General features: G+C 64.0%; 15 protein-coding genes. 5 read left to right on the top strand and 10 right to left on the bottom strand.

What is annotated here, in order from left to right:
- Positions 1 to 24 precede the first annotated feature (24 nt).
- Positions 25 to 627, bottom strand: coding sequence for a DUF308 domain-containing protein (locus tag OPC11_RS14930; RefSeq protein ID WP_073096761.1), 603 nt, complete (start codon positions 625 to 627; stop codon positions 25 to 27).
- Between the two features lie 286 nt (positions 628 to 913).
- The gene (locus tag OPC11_RS14925; RefSeq protein ID WP_007976136.1) at positions 914 to 1,225 is read right to left on the bottom strand and encodes a hypothetical protein; all 312 of its coding nucleotides are present in this window, start codon (positions 1,223 to 1,225) and stop codon (positions 914 to 916) included.
- Positions 1,226 to 1,454: 229 nt separating this feature from the next.
- On the opposite strand from OPC11_RS14925, the gene OPC11_RS14920 reads away from it, so the two are divergent.
- From OPC11_RS14920 to OPC11_RS14910, 3 genes are all read left to right on the top strand, one after another.
- On the top strand, positions 1,455 to 2,384 hold the full coding sequence (locus OPC11_RS14920) for a hypothetical protein (RefSeq protein ID WP_007976133.1): 930 nt from the start codon (positions 1,455 to 1,457) through the stop codon (positions 2,382 to 2,384).
- Position 2,385: 1 nt separating this feature from the next.
- Positions 2,386 to 3,030 (top strand): RPA family protein, encoded by a 645-nt coding sequence (locus tag OPC11_RS14915; RefSeq protein WP_007976131.1) that lies wholly within the window; start codon positions 2,386 to 2,388, stop codon positions 3,028 to 3,030.
- A gap of 126 nt (positions 3,031 to 3,156) precedes the next feature.
- Complete coding sequence (locus tag OPC11_RS14910; protein ID WP_007976129.1) at positions 3,157 to 3,390, top strand: hypothetical protein; 234 nt, start codon at positions 3,157 to 3,159, stop codon at positions 3,388 to 3,390.
- Here OPC11_RS14910 and hutH read toward each other — a convergent pair.
- Genes hutH through hutU form a run of 4 tightly spaced genes read right to left on the bottom strand, consistent with a single transcriptional unit; the run spans position 3,387 to position 8,920 of the window.
- Complete coding sequence (gene hutH, locus OPC11_RS14905) at positions 3,387 to 4,958, bottom strand: histidine ammonia-lyase (RefSeq protein WP_264782420.1); 1,572 nt, start codon at positions 4,956 to 4,958, stop codon at positions 3,387 to 3,389. The two genes, OPC11_RS14910 and hutH, sit on opposite strands and share 4 nt — an antisense overlap.
- On the bottom strand, positions 4,951 to 6,195 hold the full coding sequence (gene hutI, locus OPC11_RS14900) for an imidazolonepropionase (RefSeq protein ID WP_264782419.1): 1,245 nt from the start codon (positions 6,193 to 6,195) through the stop codon (positions 4,951 to 4,953). The genes hutH and hutI overlap by 8 nt, the downstream gene beginning before the upstream one ends.
- The gene (hutG, locus tag OPC11_RS14895; RefSeq protein ID WP_007976123.1) at positions 6,192 to 7,145 is read right to left on the bottom strand and encodes a formimidoylglutamase; all 954 of its coding nucleotides are present in this window, start codon (positions 7,143 to 7,145) and stop codon (positions 6,192 to 6,194) included. Before hutG ends, hutI begins: the two co-directional genes overlap by 4 nt.
- On the bottom strand, positions 7,142 to 8,920 hold the full coding sequence (gene hutU / locus OPC11_RS14890; RefSeq protein ID WP_264782418.1) for a urocanate hydratase: 1,779 nt from the start codon (positions 8,918 to 8,920) through the stop codon (positions 7,142 to 7,144). Before hutU ends, hutG begins: the two co-directional genes overlap by 4 nt.
- Positions 8,921 to 9,015: 95 nt before the next feature.
- Between hutU and OPC11_RS14885 the strand changes: the two genes are divergently transcribed.
- Together OPC11_RS14885 and OPC11_RS14880 are read left to right on the top strand one after the other, a co-directional pair.
- Positions 9,016 to 9,678: a helix-turn-helix domain-containing protein gene (locus OPC11_RS14885; protein WP_007976119.1), complete on the top strand. Its 663-nt coding sequence runs from the start codon at positions 9,016 to 9,018 to the stop codon at positions 9,676 to 9,678.
- A 40-nt stretch (positions 9,679 to 9,718) separates the two neighbouring features.
- Positions 9,719 to 10,126, top strand: a complete 408-nt coding sequence (locus OPC11_RS14880) for a ribbon-helix-helix protein, CopG family (RefSeq protein WP_007976117.1) — start codon at positions 9,719 to 9,721, stop codon at positions 10,124 to 10,126.
- Positions 10,127 to 10,139: 13 nt separating this feature from the next.
- On the opposite strand, the gene OPC11_RS14875 is transcribed toward OPC11_RS14880, so the two are convergent.
- The 4 genes from OPC11_RS14875 to OPC11_RS14860 form a co-directional block, all read right to left on the bottom strand.
- Positions 10,140 to 10,595 carry a DUF5814 domain-containing protein gene (locus OPC11_RS14875; RefSeq protein ID WP_007976114.1) on the bottom strand — a complete coding sequence of 152 codons (456 nt, stop codon included), beginning with the start codon at positions 10,593 to 10,595 and terminating at the stop codon, positions 10,140 to 10,142.
- 363 nt (positions 10,596 to 10,958) lie between these two features.
- On the bottom strand, positions 10,959 to 11,801 hold the full coding sequence (locus OPC11_RS14870; RefSeq protein WP_264782417.1) for a polyprenyl synthetase family protein: 843 nt from the start codon (positions 11,799 to 11,801) through the stop codon (positions 10,959 to 10,961).
- A gap of 159 nt (positions 11,802 to 11,960) precedes the next feature.
- Positions 11,961 to 12,914, bottom strand: a complete 954-nt coding sequence (locus OPC11_RS14865; RefSeq protein ID WP_264782416.1) for an electron transfer flavoprotein subunit alpha/FixB family protein — start codon at positions 12,912 to 12,914, stop codon at positions 11,961 to 11,963.
- On the bottom strand, positions 12,911 to 13,702 hold the full coding sequence (locus tag OPC11_RS14860) for an electron transfer flavoprotein subunit beta/FixA family protein (RefSeq protein ID WP_264782415.1): 792 nt from the start codon (positions 13,700 to 13,702) through the stop codon (positions 12,911 to 12,913). The genes OPC11_RS14865 and OPC11_RS14860 overlap by 4 nt, the downstream gene beginning before the upstream one ends.
- Positions 13,703 to 13,791: the final 89 nt, after the last annotated feature.

Below are 13,791 nucleotides of genomic sequence, written 5' to 3'. Positions count from 1 at the left end.
TCTCGTTCGTAAAAAAAAGCGTGTTTAGGCCGCGCCGCGGGGTTCCGTTTCCGGGGTCGTCCCCTCGCGGGCTTCGGTTCGGGTGCCCTGCGCCATGAACATCATCGACACGCCGCTGACGAGGAGGTTCACGCCGAAGAGGAGGCCGACCGCCCAGACGGCGGTTGCGGGCCATCCGGCCCAGATCAGCCCCGCAATCACCAGCGCGAGAACGCCGCTCACGACGAGTGCGCCCCAGCCCCGGTTGCCGCGGGCCTGGAACCCCATGACGATTTCGAGGACGCCATCGACGACGAGGAACGCGACCAGCAGGATGGTCAGCGTCGTCAGTCCGATGACCGGGTTCGCCAGGAGCGAAATTCCGGCGATGGCGTAGATGACCGCGAGCAGTCCCTGCACGAAGAACCGCTTCCAGCCACCCGAGAAGGCGCGTGCGATGTGAACCAGCGCCCCGACGACCAGCAACGCTCCGAGTAGAATCGATAGCGAAACACCGGCCGCGAACGGCGCTAAGATGGCGAGTACGCCGATTACGGCGATAATAGCCCCGGCCCCCATCGAAGCACGCCACGATTGTTCGGTGGTCTCCGATACCATTTCCGCACCGCTTTGTACTTCAGTGCTCATTTGAACTTCACCGAATACATATTCGATAGCTAACCATATAAATTGTGTTGGCTATTTGAAGGAAGTTCCAAGCGCCAGACCTATTTCGCCTGATTGAAAGAGTTAGAAGCGTTTTGTCCGCCGAATCCGAACCCATAGAATATGGCAGAACTTTTAATTATCTGGTAAACACCACATCTTTTCGGGTCCCGATTTCGACTTTTCCCCTGCTATCTGACCGTTTCAACGTAGCCTTTGATTCCGAAATCGAACCGTCCGTTCAACGGCCGTCGCATCATCGGTCGTCTCACCACGTCTCGATGGTCCCTTCGCGGATGTCTTCGACACATCCCTCGCACGCGGGATGGTCCGGGTCGAAACACTTCGGCCGTCCCTCCTGGTCTATCGGCGCTGCCCGACGGTCGACGTGCCTTCGGCAGACGATTTTGGCCCGGCCGTGTTCGTCCCGCGGCAAATCGGCGAGGACGGTATCGTGAGCGTTCCGGTACGCATCCTTCGCCTCCTCTATCTGGCGGTTCGCCGATTGACGGGTTTCGGCGTACTTCTTTCCCACCTTCCGGAGTTTGACGCGGAGGAAACGGTCGAGGCGGTCGTCCATACCTCCCTCTTGGTGGTGGGGGAATGAAAGGTTAACCCGATTCGGTGGAGCAAAACAACCGCCGAGAGGAAGACGGTGAGTTCGTGACGGTTGAAATCCCACCAATAGCGCGTCTAGCGGCCCGAACGAGCCGTTTTCACTTCCGCTCTGCTCCCACGTAACCTTTTATACTATTGCGAACCAACCACGGCATGTCTCCCATAGAAAACGAAGTGGAGACGGAGCAACCATGACCGATGTGCGACAGCACGCAGAGGAAATACACGAACAGTTCTCCGACCATCTCGACGTGACCGTAGACGACGTAGCCTCGCGTCTCGACAGCCTCGTCAACGAGTACAAAGTGCCGATGGAGGAGGCGCGACGAAGCGTCACCAGCCATTATCTCGACGAAGCCGGATTGGAACGCGACGACATTCGAACCGGCGGGACCAGCGACGTGAACGTCGAGGACATCGAAACCGACGAAGAGTGGGTGAACCTCACCGCGAAGGTCGTCGACCTTTGGGAACCGCGAAGCGACGCCGTGGGCCAGGTCGGCCTCCTCGGCGACGAGACGGGCACCATCAAGTTCACCAAATGGGCCAAATCCGACCTCCCCGAACTGGAGGAAGGGACGGTCTACTCGCTCGGTAACGTCGTTACGGACGAGTATCAGGGCCGCTATTCGGTGAAACTCAACCGCACGACCACCATCGAGGAACTCGACGCCGACATCGAGGTCGGCGACAACAGCACCGAGATGGAGGGCGCGCTGGTGGACATCCAGTCCGGCAGCGGGCTCATCAAGCGGTGTCCGAAGGAAGACTGCACGCGCGTCCTGCAAAACGGCCGCTGTTCGGAGCACGGCGAGCAGGAAGGCGAATTCGACCTCCGAATCAAGGGCGTCTTGGACGACGGTCTCGACGTACACGAGGTCATCTTCAATCAGGAATCGACCGAGAACCTGACCGGCATCGAACTGGAGGAAGCGAAGCAGATGGCGATGGACGCGCTCGACACGACGGTCGTGGCCGACGAGATGCGCGAGAAGACGCTCGGTCACTACTACCGCGTGACGGGACCGACGATGGGTCGGTACCTGCTCGCGAACGACGTCGAGCTGCTCTCCGGGCCGGTGGATGCCGAAGCGGCGCTTATCAAAGCGAGGTCGATGTAACATGAGCAACGCACCAACACGAGAGGTCGCACGCCGCACCTTCGCGGCGGAGTTCAACGACGCGAGTTACACGTTCAAAGAGTCGGACGACGAGCGCGCACCGGTCTACTTGCTCCTCCCCACGGGCGAGCGAGCGAACCGAGTCTTCGTTGTCGGAACGCTGACCGAGAAGGAAGACGTCGGTGAGGACAGCGAATACTGGCGCGGACGGGTCGTGGACCCGAACGGGGACACGTTCTTCGTCTACGCCGGGCAGTACCAGCCGGACGCCGCGGCCATGCTTCGAGAACTCGAAGCACCGGCCTACGTCGCCATCGCCGGGAAACCCCGGACGTTCGAGATGGACGACGGGACGGTGAACGTCTCGCTTCGACCGGAGTCCATCACCGTGGTGGACGAATCGACGCGGGACCGCTGGGTGGTCGAAACCGCCGAGCGAACCCTCGAACGCATCGAGGCGTTCGACGACGAGACGAACCGCTACGCCGCGATGGCAAAAGAGGAGTACGAGCGACCCATCGACACCTACCGCGACAACGCGATTCGGGCGCTCGAAAGCCTCGCCACCGTCGATGGAGCGGGTGACGACGGCGGCGACGAAGCGGACGAGGGAGCGGCTACCGAGGGCGAAACGACGCCACAGTAGCGAACTCCACGAGCACCCTTTCGACCGCGGATACGATTTCGAAGGGGCCGGGTAGACGACGCGAAGAGCGACGGCTCTCGATTACGGACGAAACGAGCGGAGATAAAACCGACACCACACCGACCCATGCCCGACGAACGAACCTCACCGAGCGGTGATTGGCGGGACGTGTACGCGGAGATGGGGGCGGACACGTCGGCGGAAGGACCGGTTCACCCGTGCCCGAAATGCGGTGCGGAGTCCGCGTGCGTCTTTCATCGCGTGTTCGAGTGCGAGGAACACGGCGTGTGGGCGCTCGACAGAACTGGGAAGCCGCGAATCGGGACGGCGACGGACTCGAATCGGACGATGGCCGATTAGTCGAGGGGTTCGGAGAGCGCGTTCGAGACGCGCTCTTCGAGCAAGCCGGACCACACCAGCGTCTCGGCCGCTGAAATGTCCTCGTGGATGGGGCGGTCCTCGACGAGCGGCGGGACGACTTCGCGGACAGCCTCGTAGGCGGCCGCGGTACCGACACCGTGGGCGAGGTCGTCGGAGACGAACTCCGCGGCTTGCGCGCCGCAGAGGAGTTCGATACCGACGATGGAAAGCGCGTTCGCCACTGCACGGCGAGCGTTGTACGCGCTCTGGGCGCTCATGCTCACGTGGTCCTCCTGATTCCCGCTGACGGGTGTGTTGTCCATCGAGGCGCGACCGATGGAGCGGTTTTCGTTCAACAGCGCGGCAGCGGTGTACTGGGCGATCATGTAGCCCGAGCGCAGCCCGCTGTGTTCGGTGAGGAACGGCGGCAGGTGTGGTTCCTGCGTGTTCGGGTTGAGCATGCGGTCCACCCGGCGTTCCGAGATGGCCGCGAGTTCCGTGACGGCGTTCGTCAGGTAGTCGAGCGGGAGCGCGAGCGGGTCGCCGTGGAAGTTGCCGCCGGAGAGGACAGCCGCGTCGCCCGCACCGCTGGCCCGACTGTTTACCGTATCTGCGGGGAAGATGAGCGGATTGTCGGTCGCGCTGTTGAGTTCGATTTCGACGACGCCGCGGAGGTGGGCAACGGCGTCCCGGACCGCACCGTGGACTTGCGGCAGGCAACGAAGCGAGTAGGCGTCCTGCACGCGGTCGCAGTTGCGATGGGACTCGACGATTTCGGAGTCGGCGGTGAGGCGCTTTACGTTCCGCGCGCTCTTCGCGTGGCCGTCGTGAGGACGGACGTCGGCGATTACGGGGTCGGCGGAGGCGGTGGTTCCCATCGTCACCTCGGTCGTTAGCGCCCCGGCGACGTCGGCCGCTCGAATCGCTCGTTCGGCGTCGCGCACGGCGAGGGCGGCGAGACCGACAGAGAGCTGCGTGCCGTTGATGAGCGCCAACCCCTCCTTGGCCGCGAGCGTCACCGGTTCGAGTCCGGCGGTTTCGAGCGCGTCGGCACCGTCGAGTCGTTCGCCGTCCACCGTTGCGGTTCCCTCGCCCATGATGACCAGCGCGAGGTGCGCGAGCGGCGCGAGGTCGCCGCTCGCGCCGAGGCTGCCGCGCGATTTGACGACCGGATGGACGCCCTCGTTCAGCATCGTGACGAGTTGGTCCACGACGAGTTCGCGGATGCCGGAGTAGCCCTTGACGAGCGCGTTGACCCGGCCGAGCATCATGGCCCGGACCTCCTCGCGGCGCAGTTCCCTGCCCGCACCCGCGGCGTGGCTCCTGATGAGGTTGGTCTGGAGCGTCTCGATGTCCTCGCGCGGGATTCGTTCGTCCACGAGTTCGCCGAAGCCGGTGTTGACGCCGTAGACGGCCTCGCCGCTCTCGACGACCTGTTCGACGCGTTTCCGTGCGGTTCTGACCCGTTCGCGGACGTCCTCGGGGACGAAGACGGTCGCGTCGTCGCGCGCGACGCGTTCGACGTCCTCGGGCGTTAGCGATTCGCCGTCGATTTCGATTTCACTCATGATGGACCACCTCGCCGTTCTTCAGCACCGTCTCGACCGTGTTCACGCCGAAGTTGTACGGGACGTGAACGTAGCTCGGTGCGTCGATGACCGCGATGTCGGCCGGGGTACCCGGTTGAAGCGTCCCGGTTCCGTCTCCGATATCGAGCGCCATCGCGGCGTGTTTCGTCCCGGCGACCAGCGCCTCGGCGGGCGTCATGCCCATCTCCACGCAGGCGAGCGACGAGGCGAAGCCCATGCTCTGGGAGTGGCAGTTCGGGTTGAAGTCCGTCGCTATCGCCACCGGTGCGCCCGCATCGAGGAACGCGCGGGCGTCGGCGAACTCCGCGCCGAGGCCGAAGGCGGTTCCCGGCAGGAGGACGGGGACGACACCGGCGTCGGTCAGGGCGGCGATGTCGTCGTCCGTCGCGTAGAGAAGGTGGTCCGCGCTCGTCGCCCCGAGATTCGCGGCGAGTTGCGAACCGCCGATGTGCGCGAGTTCCTCGGCGTGGACCTTCGGGGTCAATCCCTGCTCCTCGCCGGTTTTCAGGACGCGGCGGGACTGCGGGACTGTGAAGACGCCTTCCTCGCAAAACACGTCGCAGAACTCCGCGATACCCTGTTCCACGACGGCCGGAATCTGTTTCTCGACGACTTCATCCACGTAGTCGTCCGCGTCCCGGCCTTCCGGAATCGCGTGGGCCCCCATGAAGGTCGGGACGACATCGACCGCGTGGTGGTCGTCGGCCCGAGCGATGACGTCGAGCATTCTGAGTTCGGTTTCGGTGTCCAGCCCGTAGCCGGATTTCACCTCGACCGTCGTCGTCCCGTGGGCGAGCATCGTATCGAGGTGCGAGAGCAGGTTCGAGAGGAGTTCCTCGTCGCTCGCCTTCCGCACCGCGCGGACGGTTCGGAGGATACCGCCGCCGTCCGCGAGGATTTCCCCATACGTCTTCCCCTGCAGTTTCGCCTCGAACTCGTCCGAGCGGTCCCCGGCGAACAGCGCGTGGGTGTGCGGGTCAACGAACCCCGGAATCACCGCTTTGCCGCTCGCATCGACGACGTGGGTCGCGTTCTCCGGCGGGAACTCGCGGGTGACGGGACCCGTCGCGCCGATACGCGCGACATCGCCGTCAACCACCGCGATTGCGGCGTCCTCGTAGATTCCGAGGGACCCGTCGTCTTCGACCGTGACGACCTGTTTCGCGTCGTGGACGACGGCGGTGAGGTCGTTTTCGTTCGGTTCCGAGTCGGTCATTGGCCACCTCCGACGGCGGAGAGGAAGTGGGCAATCGCCCGCGCACCGGCGTTCACCGTTCGGTCGTCGCGGTCGAGCGACGGGGCGCATTCCACGACTTCGAAACCAGCAACGCGGTCGTCGCTGGCGGCGAGCCTGAGCATGCGGAACAGTTCGCGGGGGGAGATGCCGCCCGGCGTCGGCGCGCTGACGCCGGGTGCGAACGCGGCGTCGAGCACGTCCAAATCGACGCTCACGTATATCGCGTCAACGTCGTCCAGCGACTCCAGCGCGGTGTCGATGGCGGAGACGGCATCGTCGCCGACCTCTTCGGCCGTGACGACTTCGCCGCCCGATTCCCGGACGGTATCGGCGTACCTCGAACTCGTCTCGAAGTGGCGCGCGCCGACGCAGGCGTAGGCGTCGAGGCCCGCGTCGAACAGCTGACGGTACGGCGTGCCGCTGGTCGGGTCGTCGCGCACTTCGCGCACGTCGAGATGCGCGTCGAAGTTGACGACGCCGAGCGAACCATCTTCGAGGAGCGGTGCGGCGTTCGGATAGGTGAAGGAGTTGTCGCCGCCGAGGAAGACGGGGAGCGCGTCGGCGTCGTGGAGTCGGTTCGTGAGGATGCGGGCCTCCTGCTGGAGCAGTCGAGTCGTGACCTCGTTCGGTTCGTCCGAGTCGAGCATGAGCATCAGGTCGCCAGCGTCGCCGACGTTGCCGACCGGTCCGGCGTCGAAGTGGTGGGTTTTCACACCGGCGAGGCTCTCGCGGAGCGCCGCCGGGCCGTCCGCCGCGCCTTTTCGGCCGATGACGGCGTGGTCGAACGGTTCGCCGAGGAGTACCGCGTCGAACTCGGAAAGGCGGTCGTCGTCCAGTTCCGAGATGGGTTCTACGACGTCGCCGAACTGTTCGTCGTTCGGATCGGACGACGTGCCGCGCCATTCGGACGGTGGGTTCAGTCCGGTCATGGTCGATCACGCATTGGAACCGCGACGTTCGATTTCTCGGCCTGTTCTATCGCCTCGTCGTAGCCCGCGTCGGCGTGGCGAATCACGCCCATTCCCGGGTCGGTGGTGAACACGCGGCGGGCCTTCTCGGCGGCCAACTCGGAGCCGTCGAGGACGACGTGGTTGTTCGCGTGAAGCGCGTTGCCGATGCCGACGCCGCCGCCGTCGTGGACGGACACGATGTCCGCGCCCGCCGCGCAGTTGAGCAGGGCGTTGAGAATCGGCCAGTCGGCGATGGCGTCCGAGTCGTCGCGCATGGCTTCCGTCTCGCGGTTGGGGCTGGCGACGGACCCGGCGTCGAGGTGATCGCGGGTGACGACGATGGGGGCCTCGATTTCACCGTCCGCGACGAGTTCGTTGATTCGGAGGGCGAAGCGAGCGCGTTCGGTGAGGACGTCTTCGCCTCCGGCGGCAGGGCCGCCTCCGTTTCGATGCTCCTCCGGAGCATCGCCCGTAGCGTAGCCGAGCCAACAGACCCGCGAGGGAAGTCCCTGAAACTCGACCTGCTCCTGTGCGAGGTCTATCCAGCGGTGCAGTTGCTCCTTCTCGGGGAATAGGTCCACGACGGCCTCGTCGGTGCGGTGGATGTCCTCGGGGTTGCCGGAGAGCGCGGCCCAGCGGAAAGGACCCTTGCCCTGACAGAACAGCGGGCGGATGTAGGCGGGGACGAATCCGGGGAAGTCGAACGCGTGTTGCATGTCGCGGTGTTCTTTCACCTGTCCGCGGATGTTGTTACCGTACTCGAAGGCGATAGCACCCGCGTCCTGAATGTCGAGGATGCCTCGGACGTGGCGAGCCATCGTGTCCAGACTCTCCTCGACGTACGTTTCGGGGTCTTCCTCGCGGAGGTGGTCGGCTTCTTCGACGGAATAGCCCGACGGATAGTAGCCCTCCAGTTCGTCGTGGGCGCTCGTCTGGTCGGTGATGACGTCCGGGACGAATCCCCTGTCGAGCATCCCCTCCAGCATGTCGGCGGCGTTGATGTGGACGCCGACGGAGTACGGTTCGCCGTTCTCGGCGGCTTCCGTCGCCTTCTCGATGGCGTCGTCCAAGTCGTCGGTCTTTTCCATGCAGTAGCCGGTTTCGATGCGGCGGTCGATTCGGTCCTCGTCCACCTCGGCCGCGATACAGACGCCGTGGTTCATCGTGACGGCGAGGGGTTGGGCACCGCCCATCCCGCCGAGACCGCCCGTGACGACGATTTTGCCGGAGAGGTCGCCGTCGTAGTGCTCGTCCGCGAGGGCCGCCAGCGTCTCGTAGGTCCCCTGAATGATTCCCTGCGTACCGATGTAGGCCCACGACCCCGCCGTCATCTGACCGTACATGATGAGGCCCTTCGCTTCGAGTTCGTGGAAGTGCTCCCAGTCGTCCCACTTGCCGACGAGGTTGGAGTTAGCGATGAGGACGCGGGGGGCGCGTTCGTGCGTCGTGAATCGCCCGACGGGTTTGCCGGACTGGACGAGCAGCGTCTCGTCGTCGTCCAATTCGCGCAGTTCGGCCATGATGGCGTCGTAGGCGTCCCACGAGCGGGCCGCCCGCCCCGTCCCGCCGTAGACGACGAGTTCCTTGGGGTTCTCGCCGACGTCCGGGTCGAGGTTGTTGTTCAGCATGCGGAGGGCCGCCTCCTGCCGCCAGCCCTTGCACTCGATGTCCGTCCCGGTGGGCGCACCCTGATAGTCGCGCCACTGGGCGCTCGGGTCGCCGATGTCGTGATCGGGGTCCGATGAGTCGTTCATGCGGTTTCTAGCTTGTAGTATGCACGCGAGGCGCAAATACCCACGACCCTCCTCTCGGAGGGTTCTTTAAATATTTCCGGCGAGAATTCCCGGTGATGCACGAGGTCGTAATGCGAATCGAACAGCCGAGCGTTCCGGCGGAAGCGACGGCGGGAACCGAGACGGCGGTCGAGTTGTGGTGTAACGACCACTGCGACCTGTTGCACCTCAGCGGCCCGGACGGGGAAGCCGTCCTCGAACGCATCGAACGGCTCGTCGGCGTGCAGGAACTACTGGTCGAGGGCGACGAACGGGTGGCGATGACCGAAGCGTGTCTGAAAGAGCACGAATCCGACACCGTGGAGTCGTTTCTCGCCCGCCACAACTGCCTGCTCGTCCCGCCGTTGCGGTACGTCGCCGGTGAGAAGTGGTGTCGGATACTGGCGCTCGATTCGGCGAACCTGACAGCGCTGTACCGCGACCTCGTAACGACGTTTCCGGTGACGATAGAATCGAAGCGCGAAATCAGGGCTGTTTCGGGTGACAGACCGCTTCTCACGCCGGAAACCGCGTTACCCGACCTTTCGTCGCGTCAGCAGGAGGCGTTGGTGTTGGCGGTCGAGATGGGGTACTATCGGATTCCGCGCGAGACCACGACGAGCGAAATCGCGGCGGAGATGGGCGTCGAGCGGCGGACGCTGGAGGAGCACCTGCGACGGGCGGAGAACAAGATAGTCGGCGGAATGGTGTCGTTCTACGGCGGCCGTGGCAACGTCTGACGAAACCTTAAGTAGCGCCACGGTGCTAATATACGCTAGGATGGGCAACAAAAACAAGACGATTTCCTTCCGGGTGAACGAGGACGCGTTCGAAACCCTGCGGGAGATCGCCGAAAAGCGCGACATCTCGCTGTCGGCAGTGTTCCGCGACTACGTGGATCTGCTGGTCGCCCATGACGGGAAAGTCAAAGTCGTTCCGGAAAATCAGATCGGGGAGGAAAGCGACGAGAGTTCGTTCCCGCCGAAAGTCGAGGTCCCGAAGAGCTTCGTCCGCGAACACGAGCGCCTCGAACTGGAAGCCGAACACCTCCGCGAACAGCTACAGGAACACAAGGAGTACGTCCGCCACCTCCAGACGAAGGTCGGCGACGAGGAAGACGAGGAAGTCATCCAACTGGAGGAGTTGGACGACGAACTGGAGAGCGACGAACCGTTCCGATTGGGATAGTTGGGTTCCGAACTCAGCCCGACAGCGAGTGTTTCTTCTGCCGCGACCGTGATTCCATCGAGTCGTCGCCCTCGACGCGGGCGAGTTCCTCGACGGCTTCGAGCGTCCGAACCGAGTCGTCCAAAAAGGAGAGGATGTCGCCCGGATAGGCGTACACCAGATAGTCGTCGGTCATCACGTCCACGATGGCGTCGGGGCCGAGGCCGCCCTCCCGGAGTTCGAGGAGGTAACGCATGAACTTCCGCTCCGGGCAGCCACAGTAGGGGTTGCTCTGGCAGTCACAATCCAGAAAGTCCTCGGCGAAGTCGAGCACGCGGTCCCGCGTCGCCTCGTCGAGTTTCTGGAGACCGTCGCCCTGAAACAGGATGTCGAGGGTCGCGCCCTTGAACGCCCCTTTCGGGATGTTCGTCTCCAGTTGCGAGGAGATCTGCCGATGGTTTTTGACGTAGATTTTGTCCGTGATAGCCACGCTTGTTGGATTTCTATTCGGTGAGTTCGGATAAGGGTGTCGTCAACGAAGGGGAAACGCGGACGATACCGTATCGGCAGTACGTGTGGAAACAGTGAAAACGGCGATAACAGCGGCGAATACGACGACAACAGCGACGACCGCGGTGACAACAGCGATGGACACGACGACAGTTGCTAGGGAAAATGACCGCACCGCATTCGGGCGGTTCGCGCGGGTTGCGCGAACCGTCCTCGGGGTCCCCATTCCTCCCCGGGCATACGGACAGGTCGCGCGGATGGCGCGACCTGTCCGAATCGCGCGTCCTGAAAGCGGGTGAGAAAATGCGAGAAACGGGAGAAAATCAGCTTCGGCTGCTTCGGTTCAGTGTTCGCGCGTGACGACGAACTCGGCGAAGTCGCGCAAGTAGTCCAGTGCGGCGGAATCGGGTGCGTCAACTCTATCGAGGGCGGCCAGCGCCGCGTCGGACTGTTTGTGCGCGAGTTCGTTGGCCTCCGCCGCGCTGAGGTCGGTCACTTGGACGATGGAGGGGCGGCCGATTTCCTCGTCTTGGCCAGTGGGCTTGCCGAGGTCGTCGGGGTCCGCCGTGGCGTCGAGCACGTCGTCCCGGATCTGGAAGGCGATGCCGACGCGCTCGGCGTACTCGCCGAAGGCGTCGATAGTTTCCGGGTCGGCGTCGGCCGCGATGGCACCGAGTTCGGCGGCGGCACGAAACAGCGCGCCCGTCTTCCGGCGGGCGAGTTCCATGTACTCGGACTGGTTCGACGGCGTGGCGACGAGTTCAGACGCCTCGCCCATCCCGAGTTCAATCATCGACTCCGCGACGACTTCCATCGCGCGGGGGTCCGAGGAAAACAGTTCGAACGCCTCGCCGAGCATCCCGTCGCTGGCGATGATGGCCCGGCCGTAACCGTACTCAGCCCACGCGCTCTCCGTCCCGCGCCGCACGTCCGACCGGTCGATGATGTCGTCCACGACGAGCGACGCGTCGTGAACCAGTTCGATACCGACGCCGAAATCGACTGCGTTCTCGGCATCGCCACCCGCGGCCTCACAGGCCAGCATGGCGACGGTCGGCCGAACCCGTTTGCCACCCGAGAGTGCCGTGTGGGCCAACTGCTCCGACAGTTCGCGTGGTTCGACCCGCTCGACGACCTCCTCCAACCGGTCTTCGACGAGCGTCCTGCGGGCCATCAGGTACTCCATTCGTCTGTGCTTCAGGACGGCGGACGCAAATACGTGACGGGTTCAGTCCGCTGTCATCACCGCCCGAACCGACAGAAACGTCGGTTCGCGTGAGACGCGTTCGAACGCTCTCGCTCGTCGGTCATACACCGGACTCCGAAGCGGAAAAGAAAACGGTCGTTATTCGAACTGCTCGATGAGTTCCGGCACCACGTCGAACAGGTCGCCGACGATACCGTAGTCGGCGATGTCGAAGATGGGCGCGTTCGGGTCGTTGTTGATGGCGATGATGGTGTCCGACCCCTTCATCCCGGCGACGTGCTGAACCGCACCGGAGATACCGATAGCGAGGTACACCGTCGGCGTCACCTGCGAACCGGACTGGCCGACCTGTCGGTTCTTCGGGAGCCAGCCGTTGTCCACGATGGGACGCGACGACGAGAGCGTCGCGCCGGTCGCTTCCACGAGGTCCTCGATGAGCGGGAGGTTGTCCTCCTCCTCGATACCGCGACCGATGCTGACGAGGAACTCAGCCTCGCTGATGTCCACGTCGCCAGCGCCGACTTCCTCGAAACCGGTGACCGTCGAGCGAATGGCATCCTCGTCGGGGTCGAAGTCGAACGCGGACACGTCGGCTTCACCGACGCCCTCCGCTTCCGGCCACTCCGCGCCACGGGTCGTGAGGGCGAACTGGTCCCCTTCGACTTCGACCGTGGTCTCGACTTTCGACCCGTACATCTCGCGCGTCGCCGTGAGCACGCCATCGTACTCGAAGCCGATGACGTCGGTTACGAGCGGCAGGTCGAGGCTGTTGGCGACCGCGGGCGCGTAGTCGAGTCCGTTCACGCTGTTGGGCATGAGGACGAACGTCGGTTCGAGGTCGGCGAACAGCGCCTCGATGGCCTGCGCGTACACGTCGTGGTTGAACTCCTCGCCGTATTCGACGGTGTGAATCGTGTCCACACCGTCGCGGTTCAGCGTGTCGGCGTAAGAATCGACGTCGCCGCTGATGACGGCGAGGTGCAGGTCGCCGCCCGCGTCGTCGGCGAGTTCGCGCCCGGCGGAGATGACTTCGAAGCTCTCGTCGCGGAGTTCGCCGCGGCGGTGTTCCGTGACCGCGAGGACGTCGCTCATTGGACGACCCCCTTCTCGCGGAGAACGTCAGCAAGTTTCCCGGCCGTCTCCCCGGCGTCACCTTCGAATATTTCCGCGTCGCTCTCGCTCTCGGGTTCGTACATGTCCGTCAGTTTCAGGTCGCTCTCAACGGCGTCGGCGTCGAGGCCGAGGTCGTCGAGCGTCTTGGGCGCGATTTCCTTCGACTGTGCCTGTCGGATGCCGCGCAGACTGGCGTATCGCGGTTCGTTGATACCCGTCTGGATGGTCAGCACGGCGGGGAGTTCGATGTCCGTCAACTCCTCGACGCCGCCCTCGAGTTCGCGGTGGACGTGTGCGACGCCTTCGTCGGCGTCCAGGTCGAGCGCGTTGACGACCGCACCCCACTCGAAGTCGATCTCGTCCGCGAGTGCAACGCCGGTCGCACCGAACGCGTCATCTCCGGCTTGCACACCGGTCAGCACGAGGTCCGGGTCCTCCTCCGCGACGACGGCGGAGAGGATTTTGGTTTTCGTCTCCACGTCGAGCAGGTCGGGGTCTTCGAGCGCCTCGTCCCACACGCGAATCGAGCGGTCAGCGCCTTTGGCGAGCGCCATCCGAATCGTCTCCTCGGCGCGTTCCGGGCCGATGGTGACGGTCACCACTTCGTCGGCGACTCCCGCTTCGTTCAACTGGACGCCTTCCTCGACGGCGTAGTCGTCCCACTCGTTCAGGTCATATTCGAGGTAGCGGTCGTCTACCTCGGTCCCGTCCACTTCGAAGTCATCCGCGAGTTCGGCGACTTCTTTTACCGTTACAAGGACCTTCATAATCAATTCCTTTCCGGGTAGTGGGTAAACGTTTTCGAAACGCTCGACAATGCACGTGCCGTACTAATCGGGAATCTTACCAATTCCGG

The organism is Haladaptatus sp. T7 (genome assembly GCF_026008575.1).
Lineage (GTDB): Archaea > Halobacteriota > Halobacteria > Halobacteriales > Haladaptataceae > Haladaptatus > Haladaptatus paucihalophilus.
The sequence above is the reverse complement of the archived record's forward strand: the minus strand, read 5'-3'. Positions and strand labels throughout refer to the sequence as shown.

Coding starts and splice junctions, on each gene's coding strand:
- OPC11_RS14930 (WP_073096761.1), bottom strand. CDS start 627: ATGAGCACTGAAGTACAAAGCGGTGCGGAAATGGTATCGGAGACCACC.
- OPC11_RS14925 (WP_007976136.1), bottom strand. CDS start 1,225: ATGGACGACCGCCTCGACCGTTTCCTCCGCGTCAAACTCCGGAAGGTG.
- OPC11_RS14920 (WP_007976133.1), top strand. CDS start 1,455: ATGACCGATGTGCGACAGCACGCAGAGGAAATACACGAACAGTTCTCC.
- OPC11_RS14915 (WP_007976131.1), top strand. CDS start 2,386: ATGAGCAACGCACCAACACGAGAGGTCGCACGCCGCACCTTCGCGGCG.
- OPC11_RS14910 (WP_007976129.1), top strand. CDS start 3,157: ATGCCCGACGAACGAACCTCACCGAGCGGTGATTGGCGGGACGTGTAC.
- hutH (WP_264782420.1), bottom strand. CDS start 4,958: ATGAGTGAAATCGAAATCGACGGCGAATCGCTAACGCCCGAGGACGTC.
- hutI (WP_264782419.1), bottom strand. CDS start 6,195: ATGACCGACTCGGAACCGAACGAAAACGACCTCACCGCCGTCGTCCAC.
- hutG (WP_007976123.1), bottom strand. CDS start 7,145: ATGACCGGACTGAACCCACCGTCCGAATGGCGCGGCACGTCGTCCGAT.
- hutU (WP_264782418.1), bottom strand. CDS start 8,920: ATGAACGACTCATCGGACCCCGATCACGACATCGGCGACCCGAGCGCC.
- OPC11_RS14885 (WP_007976119.1), top strand. CDS start 9,016: ATGCACGAGGTCGTAATGCGAATCGAACAGCCGAGCGTTCCGGCGGAA.
- OPC11_RS14880 (WP_007976117.1), top strand. CDS start 9,719: ATGGGCAACAAAAACAAGACGATTTCCTTCCGGGTGAACGAGGACGCG.
- OPC11_RS14870 (WP_264782417.1), bottom strand. CDS start 11,801: ATGGAGTACCTGATGGCCCGCAGGACGCTCGTCGAAGACCGGTTGGAG.
- OPC11_RS14865 (WP_264782416.1), bottom strand. CDS start 12,914: ATGAGCGACGTCCTCGCGGTCACGGAACACCGCCGCGGCGAACTCCGC.
- OPC11_RS14860 (WP_264782415.1), bottom strand. CDS start 13,702: ATGAAGGTCCTTGTAACGGTAAAAGAAGTCGCCGAACTCGCGGATGAC.